This is a genomic window from Pararhizobium sp. (assembly GCF_035497515.1).
Lineage (GTDB): Bacteria > Pseudomonadota > Alphaproteobacteria > Rhizobiales > Rhizobiaceae > Pararhizobium.
In genome coordinates, this window is record NZ_DATJDJ010000152.1 from 1 (window position 1) to 20,356 (window position 20,356).

At 60.8% G+C, this 20,356-nt stretch carries 18 protein-coding genes; 14 read left to right on the plus strand and 4 right to left on the minus strand.

Annotated elements, in window-relative coordinates; all coding sequences use genetic code 11:
• Together VL202_RS14955 and VL202_RS14960 are read left to right on the plus strand one after the other, a co-directional pair.
• A partial coding sequence (locus tag VL202_RS14955) for a hypothetical protein (RefSeq protein ID WP_325464888.1) occupies positions 1–322 on the plus strand: 322 nt, incomplete at its 5' end.
• A 79-nt stretch (positions 323–401) separates the two neighbouring features.
• Complete coding sequence (locus tag VL202_RS14960) at positions 402–1,592, plus strand: DUF3800 domain-containing protein (RefSeq protein WP_325464889.1); 1,191 nt, start codon at positions 402–404, stop codon at positions 1,590–1,592.
• Between the two features lie 332 nt (positions 1,593–1,924).
• Here VL202_RS14960 and uvrB read toward each other — a convergent pair whose 3' ends face one another.
• Positions 1,925–5,176, minus strand: a complete 3,252-nt coding sequence (gene uvrB / locus VL202_RS14965) for an excinuclease ABC subunit UvrB (RefSeq protein WP_325464890.1) — start codon at positions 5,174–5,176, stop codon at positions 1,925–1,927.
• Between the two features lie 244 nt (positions 5,177–5,420).
• On the opposite strand from uvrB, the gene VL202_RS14970 reads away from it, so the two are divergent.
• Positions 5,421–6,413, plus strand: coding sequence for a DUF3137 domain-containing protein (locus VL202_RS14970; protein ID WP_325464891.1), 993 nt, complete (start codon positions 5,421–5,423; stop codon positions 6,411–6,413).
• 84 nt (positions 6,414–6,497) lie between these two features.
• Here VL202_RS14970 and VL202_RS14975 read toward each other — a convergent pair whose 3' ends face one another.
• Positions 6,498–7,775, minus strand: coding sequence for a GGDEF domain-containing protein (locus VL202_RS14975; protein ID WP_414692871.1), 1,278 nt, complete (start codon positions 7,773–7,775; stop codon positions 6,498–6,500).
• 301 nt (positions 7,776–8,076) lie between these two features.
• Here VL202_RS14975 and VL202_RS14980 point away from each other — a divergent pair, with 301 nt between their 5' ends.
• The 3 genes from VL202_RS14980 (at position 8,077) to VL202_RS14990 (ending at position 11,186) form a co-directional block, all read left to right on the plus strand.
• A complete protein-coding gene (locus VL202_RS14980; protein ID WP_325464892.1) occupies positions 8,077–8,430 on the plus strand; it encodes a DMT family protein in 354 nt (117 codons plus the stop codon).
• An 81-nt stretch (positions 8,431–8,511) separates the two neighbouring features.
• Positions 8,512–9,996, plus strand: coding sequence for a DUF1800 domain-containing protein (locus VL202_RS14985; RefSeq protein WP_325464893.1), 1,485 nt, complete (start codon positions 8,512–8,514; stop codon positions 9,994–9,996).
• 5 nt (positions 9,997–10,001) lie between these two features.
• Positions 10,002–11,186: a DUF1501 domain-containing protein gene (locus tag VL202_RS14990; protein WP_325464894.1), complete on the plus strand. Its 1,185-nt coding sequence runs from the start codon at positions 10,002–10,004 to the stop codon at positions 11,184–11,186.
• 13 nt (positions 11,187–11,199) lie between these two features.
• Here the strand turns inward: VL202_RS14990 and VL202_RS14995 are convergent, their stop codons facing one another.
• Together VL202_RS14995 and VL202_RS15000 are read right to left on the minus strand one after the other, a co-directional pair.
• Positions 11,200–11,787 carry a hypothetical protein gene (locus tag VL202_RS14995; RefSeq protein ID WP_325464895.1) on the minus strand — a complete coding sequence of 196 codons (588 nt, stop codon included), beginning with the start codon at positions 11,785–11,787 and terminating at the stop codon, positions 11,200–11,202.
• A gap of 29 nt (positions 11,788–11,816) precedes the next feature.
• Entirely contained in the window at positions 11,817–12,206 is a 390-nt protein-coding gene (locus VL202_RS15000; protein ID WP_325464896.1) for an acyl-CoA thioesterase, read from the minus strand.
• 402 nt (positions 12,207–12,608) lie between these two features.
• Between VL202_RS15000 and VL202_RS15005 the strand changes: the two genes are divergently transcribed.
• The 8 genes from VL202_RS15005 (at position 12,609) to VL202_RS15040 (ending at position 20,213) form a co-directional block, all read left to right on the plus strand.
• Positions 12,609–14,423, plus strand: a complete 1,815-nt coding sequence (locus VL202_RS15005) for a methyl-accepting chemotaxis protein (protein ID WP_325464897.1) — start codon at positions 12,609–12,611, stop codon at positions 14,421–14,423.
• Between the two features lie 227 nt (positions 14,424–14,650).
• Positions 14,651–15,271 carry a Kazal-type serine protease inhibitor domain-containing protein gene (locus VL202_RS15010; protein ID WP_325464898.1) on the plus strand — a complete coding sequence of 207 codons (621 nt, stop codon included), beginning with the start codon at positions 14,651–14,653 and terminating at the stop codon, positions 15,269–15,271.
• 77 nt (positions 15,272–15,348) lie between these two features.
• Positions 15,349–16,152, plus strand: a complete 804-nt coding sequence (locus VL202_RS15015) for an endonuclease/exonuclease/phosphatase family protein (protein WP_325464899.1) — start codon at positions 15,349–15,351, stop codon at positions 16,150–16,152.
• Positions 16,153–16,358: 206 nt separating this feature from the next.
• The gene (locus VL202_RS15020; protein ID WP_325464900.1) at positions 16,359–17,630 is read left to right on the plus strand and encodes an extensin family protein; all 1,272 of its coding nucleotides are present in this window, start codon (positions 16,359–16,361) and stop codon (positions 17,628–17,630) included.
• Positions 17,631–17,916: 286 nt separating this feature from the next.
• Positions 17,917–18,843 (plus strand): ABC transporter ATP-binding protein, encoded by a 927-nt coding sequence (locus tag VL202_RS15025; RefSeq protein ID WP_325464901.1) that lies wholly within the window; start codon positions 17,917–17,919, stop codon positions 18,841–18,843.
• A complete protein-coding gene (locus VL202_RS15030) occupies positions 18,840–19,601 on the plus strand; it encodes an ABC transporter permease (RefSeq protein ID WP_325464902.1) in 762 nt (253 codons plus the stop codon). Before VL202_RS15025 ends, VL202_RS15030 begins: the two co-directional genes overlap by 4 nt.
• A 76-nt stretch (positions 19,602–19,677) precedes the next feature.
• Positions 19,678–19,839, plus strand: coding sequence for a hypothetical protein (locus VL202_RS15035; protein ID WP_325464903.1), 162 nt, complete (start codon positions 19,678–19,680; stop codon positions 19,837–19,839).
• A 29-nt stretch (positions 19,840–19,868) separates the two neighbouring features.
• A complete protein-coding gene (locus VL202_RS15040; RefSeq protein WP_325464904.1) occupies positions 19,869–20,213 on the plus strand; it encodes a hypothetical protein in 345 nt (114 codons plus the stop codon).
• Positions 20,214–20,356: the final 143 nt, after the last annotated feature.

Here is a 20,356-nt window from a genome sequence, read left to right on the forward strand (position 1 = left end):
GTGGGAAAGTGGCTCTCGCCAGCGCCCCGTTCGGCGGTTTTTGCCCACGCACTTTTTCCGCTACGGCCTTATCGGCCCTCTGTGCATCGCACGCCCGCAGCAGCAACAGCCTGCGGAGGGGAAATTTCGCCTGGACCCCGACTATGGGGACTTCCGTCCTTTCCCCAAACCCGGCGCCGGCCCCGCCTCGCTGCCACGGCTGGCAGTGTATCCGTGGCGGGACGAGGGAGAGTATGGCATGGTGGATGGGGGCGGGGATGAGCGGGGATGTATCGTTTTTTTGTTCCGAGAGTTCGCGGAATCTAAAGAATTGAACTTCTAAAACACATTCTGGTTGAAGTTGAAAGTTCGTATCAATTATATGATGTAAATATGCTTGGGGATGAGGATTGGGAAATTGAGTGTTCGCATTTGTGGATGAGACCGGGAACACAGGTTCCAATATTTTCGATGAGGCGCAACCGGATTTTTTTACCGGCGCACTCATTACAAAGACTAACTTCGACTTGCTTTACACGAGGGCAATACGCGAAATCTGCCGACGACATAGATTAGATTCTCTGCATGCTTCCGTTCTTGGATTCGGTCCGATCGAAGACTTAGCGCCCGAAATCCTTTCACTTCTGAAAAAAATCGACGCTAGGTTCTTCTTGTCTAGAGTTGAAAAGCGTTATCTTGTTGCAACAAAGCTCTTTGATACGTTTTTTGACTCAGGCGAAAATCCCGCCGCATCGTGGAACGCCTACAATATCAGGCCGCTAAAGCTGATCCTTTGCTTCAAGGTCGCAACATTACTTACCGAGGATATTGCGCGGCAATTCTGGGAAATGTTGATGGCGCGTAATGAACGACAGGCGCGCTTAATGATTCCCGGTATTTGCCATGCAACTCTTGAACGCGTGTCGATGCTGAAAGATCAAAAGTCTCGTCAGATTGTAACTGAGACCTTGTCTTGGGCTCGCGACCATCCGCAAGCTCTCGACATTTTTATTTCTGGCCGGCAAGCGAAAAACGGACACATGCCTAACATGGTTGCTTTTGGAAATTTGCTAGATGGCTTGGAGGGATTTTCAAAACGATGGAATCGCCCACTGAAAGAGATTGTTCATGATCGTCAGTCCCAGTTTGAAGGCTCCTTAGCCGAATGGCATCGGATATTTTCGAATGCCTCAGATGAACCCATCCATCGTCCTGGCGAGACAATCGTTTTTCAAAAAGTCGCTGGTTCAACGTTTAAGGTTTCGACATCGAAAGACAGCGCCGGAATTCAGATCGCCGACCTAGTGCTTTGGCTGTTTCGACAGTATCTTTCTGGAAAAACGCTGCCGAAACACTCTGCTGGCATTTTACGGTATGTTTTCAAAAAGGGCTATCAACACGATTTCTCTTTTGATGGAGTGGGGACGCAACTTGAACAACAATACCGAGAGATAATGGCAAAGGATATTCCTCCCGAAGCTTTGGCAGAGGGACGTCGTATTATCGAAGGGCAGGAAAGGCGGCGGCAGGAGCTTATTACGCTCTACGAAGAGGATGGTTTGATGCCCTATGAACGTCTGCCTGCTACAATCGTATCGCCCACGGACGACTAAACCAGCCGTAAGGTATCCGCTTTAGAAGCCAAGGTTTATGCCAAGTTCCATCGCTTTACCGGCATCCATTCTCAATCAGACGGTCTCATCTCTTTTATAGGTTAGAGCTATCCCCCTCACCAAGTTCGCCTCGCCAATCGGCTTCGCCTCTTGGGGCGAACTATCCTCTCCCACGAGGGGAGAGGTAAGGGCTCCGCGTTTACGGTCGGCTCTTGTTTCAATCTGGGCGTTCGGCGGGCTCCCTTGGTGGGAGAGGAAGCAATTTCAACGCTCAGCTTCAGCTAAGTGTTAGAAATTGCAGGTGAGGGGGTAACGCCGGGGTTTGCCGCCGTTCACTGCCCCGGCCGTCCTGTCTTGCCCTTTGTCCTTCCCTTGCGTTTCTGTTCGCCCGGATCCTCGTAGGAGCCGGCGCCGATCTTGCCGCGGAGGAGGGGGCGGGGGTCGTCGGAGCGGGTGGGGCCCTCATCCGCCCTGCGGGCACCTTCTCCCCGCTGGGGAGAAGAGGAGTCAGTCTGCCCCGCCCTTAAGCTCCTCCTTGCGTCGTCGCTGGCGGGGACCCCGCGTTCCGGCTGGCCTTCCAGCAGCGGCGAGAAGCGTTTGCTGGATTTGGCGGCGTCGGGTTTTTCCGGCAGGCTGCCGCGGGTGTTGAGCGGCTTTTCGGTGCGGCCGACGGTCATTTCGTCGAGGCTGTTCTTGCGGAACAGCGACTGGCTGTCGTCGGTCTTTCGGGCGGGCGTGGCGATGTCGCGGCCCATGGCGTCGAGGGCGGGCTTGGTGAAGGTGGACGGTTTGCGGGCCGGGCGGGTCATGTCGGTGCCCGGTCCCATATTGTCGAGATCGGGCTTGGCGAAGAGGCTGCGCCCGGGTTGATCTCCCCCCTTGTGGGGGAGATGGCCCGAAGGGTCAGAGGGGGGTATGGCGGCAAGTTCGGAGGTCGAGGTGGGCCTACCCCCCTCTGTCCTGTCGGACATCTCCCCCACAAGGGGGGAGATCGACTCGCGGCTGGCTTTGCCGCTCTTCTTTGTACTTCCACCTTCCATCGCCCTGGCCTCTTGCCGTGCCATGGGATCATCCATGACGGCGAGTTCGGCGGCCTTGAGGCGTTTGATTTCGTCGCGGAGCCGAGCGGCGGTTTCGAAGTCGAGGTCGGCGGCGGCGTTGCGCATCTGTTTTTCGAGCGCTTCGAGATGGGCGGCGAGGTTGTTGCCGACCAGGCTGGTGACGCCGCCCTTGACGCCCTTGATGCCGATATCGGCGCGGACATGGTCCTTTTCGTAGACGGAGTCGAGAATGTCGGAAATATGCGCCTTGACCGATTCCGGGGTGATGCCGTTGGCCTCGTTATAGGCCATCTGCTTTTCGCGGCGGCGGGTGGTTTCCTCCATGGCGCGGCTCATCGAGCCGGTGATCTGGTCGGCATAGAGGATGACCTTGCCGTCGACGTTTCGGGCGGCGCGGCCGATGGTCTGGACCAGCGAGGTCTCCGAGCGCAAAAAGCCTTCCTTGTCGGCATCGAGGATGGCGACGAAGCCGCATTCGGGAATGTCGAGGCCTTCGCGCAAGAGGTTGATACCGACGAGCACGTCGAAGGCGCCGAGACGCAGGTCGCGGATGATCTCGATGCGTTCCAGCGTGTCGATGTCCGAGTGCATGTAGCGGACGCGCACCCCCTGTTCGTGCAGGTATTCGGTGAGGTCCTCGGCCATGCGCTTGGTCAGCACGGTGACCAGCGTGCGGTAGCCGGCCTGGGCGGTCTCGCGGATTTCACCCAGGACATCGTCGACCTGGGTTTTTGCCGAGCGAACCTCGACCGGCGGATCGATCAGGCCTGTCGGGCGAATGACCTGTTCGGCGAAGACGCCGCCGGCCTGTTGCATCTCCCAGGCCGCCGGGGTGGCAGAGACGGCGATCGTATCGGGGCGCATGGCGTCCCATTCCTCGAAGCGCAGGGGCCGGTTGTCCATGCAGGAGGGCAGGCGGAAGCCGTATTCGGCCAGCGTCGCCTTGCGCCGAAAGTCGCCCCGGTACATGCCGCCGATCTGGCTGACGGAGACATGGCTTTCGTCGATGAACAGCAGGGCGTTGTCGGGGATATATTCGAACAAAGTCGGCGGCGGCTCGCCGGGCTGGCGGCCGGTGAGGTAGCGCGAATAATTCTCGATGCCGGCGCAGGAGCCGGTCGCTTCCAGCATCTCGACATCATAGCGGACCCGCTGTTCCAGCCGCTGCGCCTCCAGCAGGCGGCCGCCCTTCTCGAGTTCGGCCAGACGGCCCTTCAGCTCCTCCTTGATCGACTTGATCGCCTGGTTGAGCGTCGGGCGCGGGGTGACATAGTGGGAATTGGCGTAGATCTTGACGCTCTTCAGGTCGTCGGTCTTCTGGCCGGTGAGCGGATCGAATTCGGTGATACTGTCGATCTCGTCGCCGAACATCGAGATGCGCCAGGCGGCATCCTCCAGGTGGGCGGGGAAGATTTCAATGGTATCACCGCGCACGCGAAAACTGCCGCGCTGGAAATCCATGTCGCGGCGCTTGTATTGCTGGGCGACGAGGTCGGCGAGCAACTGGCGCTGGTCGAGCGTATCGCCGACCGTCATCTGGAAGGTCATGGCGGTATAGGTCTCGACCGAACCGATACCGTAGATGCAGGAGACGGAGGCGACGATGATGACGTCGTCGCGCTCGATCAGCGAGCGGGTGGCGGAATGGCGCATCCGGTCGATCTGCTCGTTGATCGAGGATTCCTTCTCGATGAACGTGTCCGAGCGGGGGACGTAGGCTTCCGGCTGGTAATAATCGTAGTAGGAGACGAAATATTCCACCGCGTTGTCGGGGAAGAAGTTCTTGAACTCGGAATAGAGCTGTGCGGCCAGCGTCTTGTTGGGCGCCAGGATGACGGCGGGCCGCTGGGTGGCCTCGATCACCTTGGCCATGGTGAACGTCTTGCCCGAACCGGTGACGCCGAGCAGGACCTGGGAACGGTCGCCGTTCGACAGGCCTTCGACGAGGTCCTTGATGGCGGTCGGCTGGTCGCCGGCGGGCTCGAAATCCGACTGCATGCGGATGGCGATGCCGCCTTCGGATTTTTCCGGGCGGGCAGGCCGGTGCGGCGTCCACAGCTTGCCGTCCTTGAACAGGGGATTGCCGCTCTCGATCAGCGCCGACAAAGCCTCGACGGTGGCGGTGACGCTTGAGGACGCCAGGCTGCCGGCCTCCTCGAGCGAGATATCGAGGCCGGAAACCGGGTTGAGCCCGGCGGCGGCGCGGGTTTTCGGGTCAGTGCTGCCGCCCATCGAGGTGCCGCGACCCGAGCGGCTGGCGGTGACCCCATCGCCGGCCTTTGCCGTTTTCGCCTTTTGCGCCTCGATCTCGACTTTCTTGCGGTGCTTGCCGGCCCTGGAGGCGACGTCGTGGCGGGTCTCGATCGTCTCGGCCTCGGCTATGCGCTGCAGTTCCTCGGCCCAGTCGGCGACGTTGGACGATAGAGGGGGCAACGACAGGGGCGCGCCTTCGAACGAGGCCTGCGGGGCTTCCTCGAAGCCGTCGGGGGCGGGGCGGAGGGATTTTTTCGGTGCTTTCGACATGGGCGGAATATGGAGAGAGTCCGGGCGAAAGTGAAGGGGTGGATGAGTACAAAAAGGCAACGAGAGGGCGGCATACTGCCAGTTTTTGACCTGTCGCGGATGCGCGCAGACGGTCCACCGCCCTTCGCCCGCGACGGCCCGACGTCCCGTTCCGGACGCCGTGCCATCATGTTAGCATGAATGCATGGACGGTTCCCGCGAATTTAATCCGCGGGACGGCCGTCCTTGAACAGGAGGTGTGTTCATGAGCGATCAGGCATTCGACGAAGCCAGGGTGGTGCCGGACGAGGCGGCGCTGGTTGCGCTGCGCACGGCGATCGGTGACTACAACGATGCGCGGCCTCGCCTCGAGCGAGCGATGGAATGGCGGCTGACGGTCGTCATGGGCGTCTATGCCGTCGCCGCCGTGACGGTTTTCTTCATGCTGGTCAACGAGATTGGCTGGGGCGAAGGGCTGGGCGCGGTGGTCGCCATCCTGTTCGGCATCGGCTGGGGGCTCTACAATGTCTGCATGAAGCCGGTCCGGGATTTTCAGCAGAACCTGCGCAATCGCATGCTGCCGCTGATCTTCGGCTTCGTCGAGGAGATGCGCTACACCAAGGGCCTTGTTCCGCGCTTCATGGAGAAGTTTCCGAAATGGGCGCTGCTGAAATACGGCGTTGCGGAGCATGACGATGCGATTTCGGGACAGTACGACGGCATGCATTTCATGCTGTCGGAAGCGGAACTGAAGACCGGCGGCAAGAACAAGACGACGCTGTTCGACGGCGTGATCTTCCATTTCTATCTCGACCGGCCGTTTCCCGGTATCCTGGCGGCGGCCAAGCGGCCGACCGGCATGCAGAAATTCGCACAGGAACTGTTCGGAACGGGCGACCTGCGCATCATCGAGAGCCACGACCCGACGATCGACGCGACGCATGAATTCCGCACCGACAACACGATGGCCGCGCGACCCCTGATCGAGGGGCCGCTGGTCAAGGCGCTCGATTATCTCTCCGACGTCTGGCGCGACGATGTCGTGCGCATTGCGCTCTCCAACCACGAATGCTTCCTGCTGGTGCCGACCAAGCGGAACTTCTTCGAACTGCCCGACATTGCGCATGACATCGATTTCGACCGGCATGTATCACCGATGATCCGGGATCTGGTGACACTGCTGGTCACCGCGCGTCTCGTCAGCCGGATCGGGATGGAGGAAGCGGCGAAAGCGCAGCACGACGCGGGGGCGAATTGACAAAGGGCATAACCTGATCCGATCATCGCCCCTGGGAGCGGGCGCGGTATCCGTGACCGATCGTCAAGCTATTCGCGACACGCTTCAGGGACCGGCATCCGGCGCATAGACCACCACCCGATTGCGCCCGTTTTCCTTCGCCCGATACAGCGCCACGTCAGCGCGCTTTTGCAGGCGCTCCGCCGACACGGCCTCGGAATTATGCGCCAGCACCGCCACGCCGATGCTCACGGTCACATACGGGATGACGCTGGAGGCGGGATTGGGAAGCGCCGCGGCTTCAATCTCGCGGCGAATTCTTTCGGCGACGGCTCTCGCCGCCTGTTCATCGGATCCCGGCAACAGGATCAGGAATTCCTCTCCGCCATAGCGGGAAACCTGATCGATCCCATCCCGCAAGCAGGCGCGAATGAGCTTTGCGACCGCGACCAGGCATCGGTCTCCCTCGGCATGTCCGAGACTGTCGTTGAGCCGCTTGAAATGATCGATATCGCACATCAGCATGGCGACGCCCTTTCCGTTCCCGATATTAGCGGTCCAGAAGGCGTGGAGCGATTGTCCCATGGAGCGCCGGTTGGCAACCCCGGTCAGGGGATCGGTTCCGGCGAGACGTTCAAGTTGCGTATTCGCGTCGGTGAGATCGGCGAGGCGATTGCGATCCCGCAATTCCAGCAGGAACGTTTTGTGCGCGAGGATATTGGCGGTTCGCCGCGCGACTACGGTCGCGAGCACGCCGATCGAGAAGAACAGCGTGTCCGAAAGGGCGCTGCCGGTCCCGATTGCCGGATTTTTGAGCTGAAACACGAGACAGAGCCCAATCGAAAAAACGGCTGTCGCCACGGCGAATAGGAGCGGAAGTGGAAATATGATGATGGCCGTCACCGCTACGAAGAGCATGATCGTCAAGTGCCGCTCATGAAATTCCGCACCGGCATCGACGCCCAAGCGGGCCAGGCAAAGGAGGATGACAAACAGGCCCGAAAGAGCCGTAAGTCTTCGCTTCCGAAGAGATGCAGGTCTGGTGAAAGCCACTGCTGTCGCAAGAGCGACCGGCGGAACGATCAATGCGGGAAGAAACATCGACATGACTGTCTCCGCCGGGAGCAGGATGGCATTGATGCCCAGCGTCAGGATATCGATGACGGCGACCCAAATCATCCAGGCGCGGATGATCTTGGAAGCCTGTGGCCACGACCGTTGCCGAAACAGTTCGGCCAGTTCCTTGTTGAGGTGAATATCACGCGTTCGACCGGCGAGTTGTCGCTCGACCTCGGCCGCCAGGGCAGGGCTCAGTTGTTGGGGTGTGTTCAGCGCTGCCACTGCTGCCGGCATGACGAAGTTCGCATTGTTCTTCACGTCCATTGCTTAGAATTAACACATGGAGATAGGTCTGGGCGACTTCTGTTCCACTAACGTAATTGCATTCTTTTTCCTGTTGCAATCTGAAACACCATAAGGGCACCAGAAAGCCGTTAGCGTGACTGCCCACCGGCGGCGCAAGTCACGGCATCGACCGACGTTCCGGGCACCGCGCCGGGATCGCTGGCCATTCGCTGGTCATGGCATGCAATTGGCTGGCAATCCCCCACGAATCCATCTTGAACTCGCGGCTGACGGAGGTACATGCTTCGCGCCGTTCACCTCGTCTCCAAGGATTCGCCCAATGCCATTTTCGCTGAATGCGGCCGCCGTCTGGCCGGTCCTGCTGTTGCTGCTGTCCAACGTCTTCATGACCTTCGCGTGGTACGGGCATCTGAAATACACGTCCTCGCCGCTCTACATGGCCATCATCGCCAGCTGGGGAATCGCGTTTTTCGAATATTGCCTTGCCGTGCCGGCCAACCGGATCGGCCACACCGTCTATTCGGCGGCGCAACTGAAGACGATGCAGGAAGTCATCACGCTTGTGGTCTTTGCCGGTTTCTCGGTGTTCTGGCTGAAGGAATCGTTGACCTGGAACCATGCCATCGGTTTCTGCCTGATCGCCGGCGGCGCGGCCTTCGTCTTCAAAGGTTAAATTTCCGCAAGGTTTCGGTTGATCCGCAGAATTGCCACAAGCATTCTCTATTCCTGACCGGGATGAAAGGGGCAAGGGCCGATGAGTCTGACGTTTTCAACCATGGCGGCGATACGCTTCGGCACGGGTTTTCGGCCGGGGCAGGTGCCACCTGAGAATGTCGAGGACATCCTCATGCAGCTCGATGCCGGGCTTCGCGCGCCTCCCGTTTTTCCGGCGGGCGGACTTGCCGCCGGGCGGCAGCGGATTTCCGATGCGGTCGCCGAACTGGCAGCCCTGCGAGAGTTCAACAAGACCGTCGACGATGTCACCAAACGCCAATATCGTGTTCGCTTCCTGACTGGCCTGAACAACACGCTGGCGAAGGACGAGCATGCCCGCTTCATGCAGGCCGTATTGTCGCCGAACGGCTTCAACGAGCGGCTGGCTTCCTTCTGGCTCAATCATTTCAGCGTCAGTTCCCGCAAGGAAGACTTTGCGCGGCTGCTGGTGTCGGTCTACGAGGCCGAGGCGATCCGGCCCCATATGGCCGGCCGCTTTGCCGATCTGGTCAAGGCGGCGGTGCTGCATCCGGCCATGCTGATCTATCTCGATCAGGTGAAATCCTTCGGGCCGTCCTCGCCGCTGGGGATGAAGCGCAAGACCGGACTCAACGAGAATCTCGGCCGCGAACTGCTGGAACTGCATACGCTCGGCGCCGGCAGCGGCTATGACCAGTCGGACGTGCGCAATGCCGCCTTCATCCTCACCGGCATGACCGTCGATCGCAGGACGTATCGGGCGCGGTATGCGGTAAACATGGCGGAACCCGGCGAGCGCACGGTGTTCGGCAAGACATATGGTGGCGATGGGCGCGGCCAGCGCGAAATCGGCGGCATGATCGAGGATCTTGTCGCGGCGCCTGAGACGCGCAGACATATCTGTCACAAGATCGCCCGGCATTTCCTCGCCGACGTGCCGCCCAGGGAAGTCGTGGATGCGATGACGACGGCCTGGGAGCGCAACGATGGCGATCTGACCGCCGTCTATGCCGCCATGCTGAAGCATCCGGCAAGCTGGCATGATGAGGGGCAGAAGGCCAAGCTGCCGTTCGATTATGTTGTGTCCGGCCTGCGGGCGCTGGGGGCGGACGAGGATGCCATGCGTGATCTGGGCCTTACCAAACCGCGGTCGGCGAATCCTGCCATGGATGAGGGGATGAAGCCGGCGCAGGCGGAGAATGTCGATCCGATGCCGGCCGATCCATCGATCCGCAAGGTGCGGCCCAACCCGCTGACCGTGCAGGCCGTGGCCCGGCTCGGGCAGCCGCTCTGGCGGCCGCCGAGCCCGGCCGGGTTCGACGACGGTTTTGCCGCCTGGATCGCCGGCGGGCCGCTTGCCGACAGGATTGCCTGGGCGCGGCTGGCGGCCACCAGACTGGGTGGCGACCACGATCCGCGCACTTTTCTGCGGGAAGCGCTGCGGGATGCGGCCCGGCAGGATACGATCGATATCGTCTCGAAGGCGCCCAATCGGCAGATGGGGCTGGCACTCGTGCTGGCGTCGCCGGAATTCAACAGGAGATAGGCCCGATGGAGAGCAAAGACCGGATGACGATCAGCCGCCGCGCTTTCCTGACCTCGGCCTGCTGTGCGGCCGCCGCACCGCTGATGACATCGATGACGCTGGCCGCAGCACCCGGCGACAAGCGGCTGATCACCATCATCCTGCGCGGCGCCATGGACGGGCTGCATCTGGTCCAGCCTTACGGCGATCCCTTGTTGCGGCGTTATCGCCCGACACTGGCGATGACGCCGGATACGGGCCTGATCGATCTCGATGGCTTCTATGGGCTCAATCCGCATGCGAAGGACCTGCTGCCTCTGTGGAAGCGCGGTGAACTGAGCTTCGTGCAATCGGTCTCGACGCCCTATCGTGACGCCCGCAGCCATTTCGACGGGCAGGACGTTTTGGAAAATGGCGGCATTAGCGTCGGCGACGAAAAGACCGGCTGGCTGAACCGGGCGCTGTCGACCATCCCTTCCGCCTCGTCGCGAAAAGCCATCGACGTCAACAGTTCGGCCGAGCTTCTCTTGTCGGGCGTGAATGATGTCGAGGTCTGGTCGCCGCGCACCGATTTGGCAATGCAGACGGACGAACGGAACTTCTTCGAGCGGCTTTACCGCAACGATCCCCCGTTCGCGAAGGCAATGGCGGATGCCGGTACCACCGATTTTTCCGCCGATGCACTCTATGCCGACGTCAAGCGCGGCGCACGGGCCGCCGACGTGGCGCGGCTGGCGGCGGGCATGCTGATGCAGGATTACCGCATCGCCAGTTTCTCGATCACCGGATGGGACACCCATGCGGGCCAGAAGAACGCCTTCAGGGCGCCGGCGGCGGAACTGACGACCGCGATCCAGACGATCCGCCAGACCCTGTCGCCGGATGTCTGGCGCCAGACGATCGTCGTCGCCATCACCGAATTCGGCCGCACCGTGCATGAAAACGGCTCCGGCGGCACCGACCACGGCACCGGCGGCATGGCGGTGATCGCCGGCGGCGGCATCGACGGCGGCAAGGTGATCGGCCGCTGGCCGGGGCTGGACGAGGCCAGCCTGCTCAACGGCCGCGACCTGATGCCGACCGGCGACGTGCGCGAATTGGCGGCGGCGATGTTGCACCGTCAGTTCGACATCTCGCCCGGCAGCCTGACCGGCACGATCTTCCCCGGTCTCGATTTCAACCGGTCGTCGATCTATCTCAAGTCGGTGTAGCGGGGCTGTCCGCTCAATCCAAAAGATCGAACGCCCGAAAAATCCAGATGACCTGATAGGTGAGGCCGGCCATCAGGAAGACGGCGTGGAAGCGCCTGTTCGGGATGATCGCGGCGATGATGCACAGGGCGATATAGGCGGCGTTGCGCAGCGGATATTCCAGCCCGTAGGACAGGAAATAAGCCTTGCCCTTCAGCGCGGTGTCGATGAGATCGAGGGTGTAGGCGAGCGCAAGGAACCCGAAGAACCAGGCGCGGCGGGACATGAAATAGTGTTCGTAACCACTGTAATCCTCCATGGTCGTCGGAAACAGGAGGACGCAGAGGAAGAAGAAGATGCAGCAATAGGCGATGACGAACAGATAAACGCTGAAGTCGATCACCGGCACCATGTGCAGCCGGTATTCCCACCACCAGAAATAGATCAGGTACAGGAACATGAAGAGCACCCAGCCGAGGTGCAGCCAGTAGATCCTGGTCTTGCCGGGGTGCTGGACGAAGATGGCGAGCCCGCTCAGAAGCCGCGCCATCGACAGGCTGATGACCATGCCCATGACAACGCGGATATGGGAGAAGATTTGCGGATCGACGGGCTGTTCCATCGCTAGGGTCCCTCGCTATCTGGCTGGGTTCAGGCTTCCGGGGGAACCGGTTTCGGATGGCCGTTCTCGTCGAGCGCCACCATGACGAACAGCGCGTCGGTGACCTTGTCCATGCGGTCGGAGAGATAGCGCTGGGCCCAGGCCTCGACCTTCAGCGTCATCGAGGTGCGGCCGACCTTGACGACATCGGTATAGATACAGAGCGTATCGCCGATCTTCACCGGCATTTCGAAGGCCATTTCCTTGACGGCGGCGGTGACGACGCGCCCGCGGGCGCGCTCGGCGGCGCGGATGCCGCAGGACAGGTCCATCTGCGCCATGACCCAGCCGCCGAAGATATCGCCGGCGGCGTTGGCGTCGGCCGGCATTGCCAGCGTGCGTAAGGTCAGGTCGCCGTTCGGCTTGGTCATGTCCATCATCTCCGTTCGAATCCGATGTAACCCGAGGGGACGGGATCGGAAAAGACCCTACAGCGCCGCGCGGCAAATATGACGCGCGAAGGTCGCTGTAGCACTTTAAATATGCAGCAGGCTGAAATATCCGCCGGCAACGGGCGCCGATGATCATAACGGGCAGGATTTGCATGTTTCGGCCGCCCGGGCGGAGGGGGCGGAAACGATTGCCAGCACTGCCCCCACGAGGATTCCACGGCCAATGACAACTTCTGATATTCGCCGATGGCGGGGAGGATGTATCCCTGGATTGAACCTTAACGGAAGGTAAGCGAAAACACATCAATTTTAGCAGTCATCCGTTAGGAAGTTGGCAAATTCCGGTCCGTATCCTTCGCCTTACGAAGATTTGAGGGGGGATTGGGTTCAATGAAATATTTCCGCATTTCCGTGCGCCTTTATGCGCTGGTGGCTTTGGCGCTTGTGACCATGGCCGCCGTCATGACGCTCGGCCTGTTCCAGGAGCAGGACAAGCTCGTGGCACAGCGCAAGGCCATGCTCGAAGCCATGAACGAGAACGCGGTGACCGTTTTCGAAGCTTATTACAAACAGCAGCAAGCCGGCACGCTCAGTCAAGCGGATGCGCAGGCACGCGCCATCGAGGCCATCAGCGCGATGCGCTACCAGGATAGCGGATATTTCTGGATCAACGACATGCATCCGAAGATGGTGATGCATCCGATCAAGCCGGCGATGAACGGCACCGATCTGACCGAAAACAAGGATCCGAACGGCAAGCATCTGTTCGTCGAATTCGCCAATACGGTGAAGGCTTCCGGCAAGGGCTTTGTTGACTACTACTGGCCGAAGCCCGGCGCCGAGGAGCCGGTCCTGAAATATTCGCATGTGGCCGGCTTTGCGCCCTGGGGCTGGGTGGTCGGTACCGGCGTCTATGCCGATGACCTGGCGGCCATGTTCCGCGAGGGACTGATCCGGGTCGCGGTCATCTGCGCGGTTGCGGCTCTCATCATCCTGCTTGCCGCCCTCTCGATCGTGCGCAGTGTCGTCGGCCCGGTCGAGCGCCTGAAGGCTTCGATGCGCGCCATCGCCGACGAAGATGTTTCCGGCGATGTTCCCGAGACCGACCGCAAGGACGAGATCGGCCAGATGGCCGGCGTGCTGGTGGTTCTGCGCGATTCGGTCAAGGAGCGCATTGGCCTGCGTGAACGTGAAGCCGAGCAGCAGAATCGTCTCGACGACGAGCGCCGCATCAACGAAAATCGCCTGCAATCCGGCGCCCAGGCACAGGCCGATGCCATGGCCACAGTCGGCGGAGCGCTCGAAAAGCTGGCGAGCGGCGACCTGACGGCGGAAATTGGCCGGATCGCGCCGGAATATTCCAAGCTGCGCGACGACTTCAACACGGCGGTCAACGCGCTGCGTGGCGTCATCCAGTCGATCGCCCAGTCGACCGACGTGGTGTACGAAAGCGCCGGTGACATTTCGGAAGCGGCCAACAACCTGTCGCGCCGGACCGAACAGCAGGCCGCTGCACTCGAGGAGACGGCCGCGGCCCTCGACGAAATCACCTCGACGGTCAGGAGCGCCTCCGAACGGGCTTCCGAAGCGCGCGAAATGGTCAACGAGACCAAGGGAAGCGCTGCAAAGTCCGGCGACATCGTGCGCAATGCGGTCGCCGCCATGAGCAGGATCGAAGGTTCGTCGACCAAGATCAGCCAGATCATCGGCGTGATCGACGAGATCGCCTTCCAGACCAACCTTCTGGCGCTGAATGCCGGCGTCGAGGCGGCGCGTGCCGGCGAAGCCGGTCGTGGCTTCGCGGTCGTGGCGCAGGAAGTGCGCGAACTGGCGCAGCGTTCCGCCGGTGCGGCCAAGGAGATCAAGGAACTGATCCGCAATTCCGCCACCGAAGTCGAGACCGGCGTGTCGCTGGTGCGCTCGACCGGCGACGCGCTGATGGAGATCGAGGGCCTGGTCAACCGCGTCAACGAGCATGTCGCGTCCATTGCAACGGCGGCCCGCGAACAGGCGACCGGCCTGGCGGAAGTCAACACCGCCGTCAACAGCATGGATCAGATGACCCAGCAGAACGCCGCGATGGTCGAGGAGACCACGGCGGCGAGCCAGACGCTGGCGCAGGAAAGCCGCGAGCTGAAGAGCCTGCTGCAGACCTTCCGCCTCTCCGGCGACGCAAGCCAGAAGGGCTACAGCCGCGCAGCCTGATCATTCAAAAGACGGAAATGCCGATTGCCCGCGTTCGAAAGGACGCGGGCTTTTTCTTGGGTTCCGACACCTGGCGCTGCCGCATTGTCCCGAAACCGGATCGCGATTTTGCGTTACGCGCCTTGACGCTGCTCCAATTGCCGGGAGAATGGCGCTGTGATTCAAGGAGTTGCGGCGGCCGATCCCATGAAAACGGGAGACGCCTTCATCCAAAGGGAGGACTTTTCATGGTGCCGTTTCAACGCGCCCTTATCCGCATCGGCGCTTTGGCTGCGCTGTCGCTGGCGACACTCACGGCCTGCACGGTTGTCGATGAGGGCGGTGGTGGTCCGCGTCCTCGCCCCGAGCCGTCTTTCCCGCAGATGTGCACGATGGAATATGATCCGGTCTGCGCCAGCGATAACGGACGGCGCCGGACATTCTCCAATTCCTGCCAGGCGCGAGCCGACGGCTATCGCATCGTCGGGCGCGGCGAGTGCCGCCCGGAGCGTCCCGATTTTGGCAATGATCGGCCGCAGGTCTGCACCCGCGAATATGATCCGGTTTGCGCGCGCCAGGGTCGGCGCGAGCAGACATTCTCGAATGCCTGCATGGCTGAAGCGCAAGGGTTCCGGGTGATTTCCAACCGTGAATGCCGAGGTGCGGATACGCGGCCGGTCGATGACAGGGACATGCGCCCACCGGAAAGCCGGCCGGGCCGAAATCCCGAAAGCCGTCCGCAGCGGGCCTGCACGCGGGAATTTGCACCGGTCTGCGCCCGTCAGGGCCGCCAGCGTCAGACCTTCCCGAATGCCTGCACGGCCGAGGCGGAAGGTTTTCGCGTGATCGACAACAATCCCTGCCAGTAAGGCCGGACTTTTGTTGAAGCCAGGCCGTCTTCCATCTCGGGAGGCGGCTTCTTTTCCATGATCTCGGGATCCATGCAATGCGCATCCTTTCGCTGAACACCTGGGGTGGAAGGCTGCATGAGCCGCTGGTCGACTATCTCGCTCGTGTCGATGCGGATGTGCTCTGCCTGCAGGAAGTGGTGCGTACGCCGGACAGGCCGGCTGGCTGGCTCGCCTATCGCGATATCGATGTCGAACTGCCGCAGCGGGCCGCGCTGTTCGAAGAGATCGCCGCCCTGTTGCCTGACCACCAGGCTTTTTTCGCACCCACCGCACGCGGGCTTCTGCATGATGGCGATACACCGGTTTTCTCGGAATTCGGGCTCGCCACCTTCGTGCGCAAATCGCTGGCGGTGATCGGTCAGGCGACGGATTTCGTCCTTGGCGCGTTTTCGCCGGATGGCTGGGGACCACATCCGCGGGCCCGCAACGCGCAGTGCCTGCGGCTGTTCGACTATGACGACGGCTTCGCGATCACCGTCGCGCAGATGCATGGATTGCGGGATCTGGCCGGCAAGGGCGACACGCCGGCACGCGACGCTCAGACCAGGGCTCTGATGGCGCTGATCCGTCGCATCTGGCCGGGCGACGAGCGGCTGGTCGTCTGTGGCGATTTCAACATCCTGCCCGATAGCGCCATGTTTCCCGCCCTTGCAGAACTGGGGCTGACCGATCTCGTCGTGCCGCGCGGCCACACGGATACACGGACATCCTATTATATGAAGCCGGGCCGTTACGCCGATTACATGCTGGTGACGCCGGACGTGGAGGTCATCTCGTTCGATGCCGTGGCGCAGCCGGAAGTGTCCGATCACCGGGCCTTGCTGCTGGAGATGCGGTAGGGGCGGCTTACCGAACCCTCCGAGCATGCCATTGCTGGTACCGGTGCCGAAAGGCTTCGTTTACCCTGTTTGCATAAAATCCTCAGCCATGACGGCCTTTCGCGGCCCGCGCCCGCCTTTCGACACAGGCGGCAAGCAGGCTGGAGAAGGCGTGGGGCGAGTGCGGATGATGCATTTCGATGCATCTTTAGAGGCGGCAATCAGGTATGGCGTATGTTTCCCTTTTCCGTCGGCCGGTACTGGCTGTCGTGCTGTCGCTTTCGATGGCTGGCTGCTCGACCGATGATTTGAGCCCGTCCGCCCGGATCGATTCATCCGCGCGGGTCAGCGCCATTCCTCCGGTGCGCGAGGGGCGGGTGCCGCGCGAAGCCGCCTATCCTGTACAGGAAGCGCCGGTCGCGACCTTCTCGGAAAATTCTGACGATGCCGTGCCTGTCGATTCGCGGGCGCAGGCGACCAGCCAGCGCCTGCCGATGATTGACAGCGAGCCCGACAATGGCGGCCGGCAATCGCTCGGTGCGACGCAGTCGATGACCGTGCCGCCGGAGGGCGTCAACATGGATGCGATGCTGGGTGTCGCGCCGGCATCGCAACCGGTTGTCGGTCTTGCCGAGGAGCAGAACCGTGAAATCGCCGAGGGCAACGCCAGCCAGCCGGTCGTCGGAGGTATCGGCAGTGAGAATGTCGCGCTCCTGAGCGGGCAGCAGGCATCTCAAGGCGCTGTCGATGCCGATCCGGGTTACGATCCCGACCTGCCGCCGCTGAGCCCGGAGAAGATTGCCGCCGAGGAAGCGCGCAAGGCGCAGTTCCTTGACCAGCAGCAACGCGTCATGCTGCAGAAGCGTCAGGTACAGGAGGAGCGGCAGGTCGCTTTCCTGCCGCGCGCCGAAAACCCGGTTTCCGAGCCGGATTTCACCGGCCGCATGCCGGCCTCCGAAGTCGCCTGCCGGCAGCGGCTGAAGAAGCTCAAAGTCGAATTCACCGACATCCCGCGCATTTCCAACGGCAAGGCCTGCGGCATCGATTATCCAGTCGAGCTTACGGGCCTGTCAGGCGGCATCGAGGTCAAGCCGGCGGTCAAGCTCAATTGCGAGGTGACGGAAGCCTTCGCCAAGTGGGTGAAGAACGAATTGGCGCCATCGGCACGCTATCGCTACCTCTCCGGCATCAAGCAGATCAAGCCGCTCGGCGGCTACTCCTGTCGGACGATGAACTCGCGGCGCGGCAATCCGATGTCGGAACACGCCCATGGCAACGCCATCGACGTCGGCAAGTTCGTGCTCAATTCCGGCAAGGAAATCGACGTGCGCAAGCCCGGCTTTTTCGCCTTCCGCGAAAAGGGACTGCTCAAGGCGGTACGCAGCGACAGCTGCAAATATTTCAACACCGTGCTCGGCCCCGGCAGCGATCCGCATCACAAGGACCACTTCCACTTCGACCTCAGAAGCCGCAAGTCCGGCTACCGCCACTGCGACTGACGCCTGGATGCGCAAAAAAATGGCCGGCATCGCGCCGGCCGAAATGAACCTGCCCGAAGGGGGGACTGCGGATCGGTTCGTGCAAATCATACGAGCGTAGAATGTGTTCCACGAAGCGAACATGCGATATGACCGTCACGGTTTGATGACAGATGCGGGGATCGTGGGTGCCTGTGTCGGGTGCGAATTTTTTTTCGATTCTTTCTCATTTTTCAGCTGAAATTCGCTGCGGGACGCCCCATATAAGGCACTCCTTCCGCACCCGTCCCCTCCGGAATCCCGTTTCATGGCCCCCATCGTTTCCGTTTCCAATCTCGTGAAGACCTATGCATCCGGTTTTCAGGCGCTGAAGAATGTCAGCCTGGATATCGAGGAGGGAGAGATTCTCGCGCTGCTCGGGCCGAACGGCGCCGGCAAGACGACGCTGATCTCGATCATCTGCGGCATCGTCAATCCGTCCGGCGGCACGGTGCTGGTCGGCGGCCATGACGTCGTCAGGAATTTTCGCGCGACGCGGTCGATCATCGGCCTTGTGCCGCAGGAACTGACGACGGACCAGTTCGAGACGGTCTGGAACACGGTTTCCTTCTCGCGCGGCCTGCACGGCAAGAAGCCGGATCCGGCGCATATCGAGAAGGTGCTGAAGGATCTGTCGCTCTACGACAAGAAAGACAACATGCTGCGCGAGCTCTCCGGTGGAATGAAGCGCCGCGTGCTGATCGCCAAGGCGCTCTCCCACGAACCACGCATCCTGTTTCTCGACGAGCCGACGGCGGGCGTCGACGTCAACCTGCGCAAGGACATGTGGAAGGTGGTCGAGACGTTGCGCGAGACCGGCGTCACCATCATCCTGACGACCCATTACATCGAAGAGGCCGAGGAGATCGCCGACCGCGTCGGCGTCATCAACGGCGGAAAGATCCTCTTGATCGAGCAGAAAACGGAGTTGATGAAGAAGCTCGGCCGCAAGCAGTTGCGCGTCGATCTCGCCGAGCCGATCGCGGCCATTCCAGAGGCGTTGTCCTCCTACACTCTGACGATCGAGGACGAGGGGCATTCGTTGATCTACGACTACGACACGTCTGGCGAGAGGACCGGCATCACGACGCTTTTGACTGCATTGGCTGAGGCGGGCATCCGGCTCAAGGACATCTCGACGCGACAGAGTTCGCTCGAGGATATTTTCGTGGAACTGGTGGGAGCGCAGGCATGAATCTCGAAGCGGTCAAGTCGATCTATTTCTTCGAGATGGCGCGCACCCGGCGCACGCTTTTGCAGAGCGTTGTTTCCCCGGTCATCTCCACCTCGCTCTATTTCATCGTCTTTGGCGCTGCCGTCGGGTCGCGTATCCAGGAGATCGAAGGAGTGTCCTACGGAGCCTTCATCACGCCAGGCCTGATCATGCTGACGCTCCTGACGCAGTGCATCGGCAACGGTTCCTTCGGTATCTATTTCCCGAAATTCACCGGCACGATCTATGAACTCCTCTCCTCGCCGGTGTCGATGACGGAGATCGTGCTCGGCTATGTCGGGGCGGCGGCGACCAAGGGCATGATGATCGGCCTGATCATCCTCGCAACCGCCTGGTTGTTCGTCGATCTGTCGATCGCCCATCCGTTCGTCATGCTGTTGTTCTTCGTACTGACGGCCGTGACCTTCAGCCTGTTCGGCTTCATCATCGGCATCTGGGCCAAGGATTTCGAGCAGCTGAACCTGATCCCGATGCTGGTCATCCCGCCGCTCGTCTTCCTCGGCGGCAGCTTCTACTCGATCGACATGCTGCCGCCCTTCTGGCAGGCGGTCAGCCATTTCAACCCGGTGCTTTACCTGATCAGCGGCTTCCGCTGGAGCTTCTTCGAAATCGCTGACGTCAATCCGGTGATCAGCCTCGTAATCATCATCGGGTTTCTGGCGGTGCTGATGGGATTGCTGACGTGGATATTTAAGACGGGGTATCGGCTGCGGAACTGATTGGGTGCTTGTTGAAATGTTGAGGTCAGGGACAATCCGGCTTCAGCGGTGTTCGATTCGATAGCTGGATATACCGATGGCCGAGACTGAATTTGCCGTTGCTGAACAGCGGTTGATGGATATCCTCATTGCCGTTTTTTCCATAGCGAGCATCGCCATCCACGATAAGAGCAGTTTGGTCGAGGATGTTTCCGAACTGCACGACCGTCTGATGAGGGCTCGCCGCAATTTTTTGTAAAATCCCGCTCCTTTTCCAAAGAAGGTTTTTTGATCAAATGGATTGAGCCAAAGAGCGGTTTCTCAAGATATACCGTTGATCAATTTGCGGGGGACGGTCATCTGACACTGCGGACGGTGCCTCTCCAGATTTCGGATAAGACCATCTTCAAACTGTCGGTCTCCTATCAAAGTTTTTTTGTCAATTATCACGGCACTCATGTCGGCCCTTCGGACGAATTGAAATTGTTCTACAAGAACCTTGTTAGAGATGCGTCCAAGAAAACCAAAAATACAGAGATCTGGCCGGGCCGATTTATGAGCATTCAAAAGGATTTGCTGGAAGAAAATCCTGCTGTCTTAGAGACAATACTGGCGCCGTTTCGGCGGTCATAGCTAAGCCGGCTAACGCTTCGCGATCATCATCGCGTTTTTGGCGGTGCTTGAGACGCCGTCGATATGGATTTTTCGGGCGGTCTATCGACGGAATTGAGTAGGCCGTGGCCTATCTCCCCCTTGGCGGGGAGAAAGCGATTTCA

Coding starts and splice junctions, on each gene's coding strand:
- uvrB (WP_325464890.1), bottom strand. CDS start 5,176: ATGTCGAAAGCACCGAAAAAATCCCTCCGCCCCGCCCCCGACGGCTTC.
- VL202_RS14970 (WP_325464891.1), top strand. CDS start 5,421: ATGAGCGATCAGGCATTCGACGAAGCCAGGGTGGTGCCGGACGAGGCG.
- VL202_RS14975 (WP_414692871.1), bottom strand. CDS start 7,775: ATGGACGTGAAGAACAATGCGAACTTCGTCATGCCGGCAGCAGTGGCA.
- VL202_RS14980 (WP_325464892.1), top strand. CDS start 8,077: ATGCCATTTTCGCTGAATGCGGCCGCCGTCTGGCCGGTCCTGCTGTTG.
- VL202_RS14985 (WP_325464893.1), top strand. CDS start 8,512: ATGAGTCTGACGTTTTCAACCATGGCGGCGATACGCTTCGGCACGGGT.
- VL202_RS14990 (WP_325464894.1), top strand. CDS start 10,002: ATGGAGAGCAAAGACCGGATGACGATCAGCCGCCGCGCTTTCCTGACC.
- VL202_RS14995 (WP_325464895.1), bottom strand. CDS start 11,787: ATGGAACAGCCCGTCGATCCGCAAATCTTCTCCCATATCCGCGTTGTC.
- VL202_RS15000 (WP_325464896.1), bottom strand. CDS start 12,206: ATGATGGACATGACCAAGCCGAACGGCGACCTGACCTTACGCACGCTG.
- VL202_RS15005 (WP_325464897.1), top strand. CDS start 12,609: ATGAAATATTTCCGCATTTCCGTGCGCCTTTATGCGCTGGTGGCTTTG.
- VL202_RS15010 (WP_325464898.1), top strand. CDS start 14,651: ATGGTGCCGTTTCAACGCGCCCTTATCCGCATCGGCGCTTTGGCTGCG.
- VL202_RS15015 (WP_325464899.1), top strand. CDS start 15,349: ATGCGCATCCTTTCGCTGAACACCTGGGGTGGAAGGCTGCATGAGCCG.
- VL202_RS15020 (WP_325464900.1), top strand. CDS start 16,359: ATGGCGTATGTTTCCCTTTTCCGTCGGCCGGTACTGGCTGTCGTGCTG.
- VL202_RS15025 (WP_325464901.1), top strand. CDS start 17,917: ATGGCCCCCATCGTTTCCGTTTCCAATCTCGTGAAGACCTATGCATCC.
- VL202_RS15030 (WP_325464902.1), top strand. CDS start 18,840: ATGAATCTCGAAGCGGTCAAGTCGATCTATTTCTTCGAGATGGCGCGC.
- VL202_RS15035 (WP_325464903.1), top strand. CDS start 19,678: ATGGCCGAGACTGAATTTGCCGTTGCTGAACAGCGGTTGATGGATATC.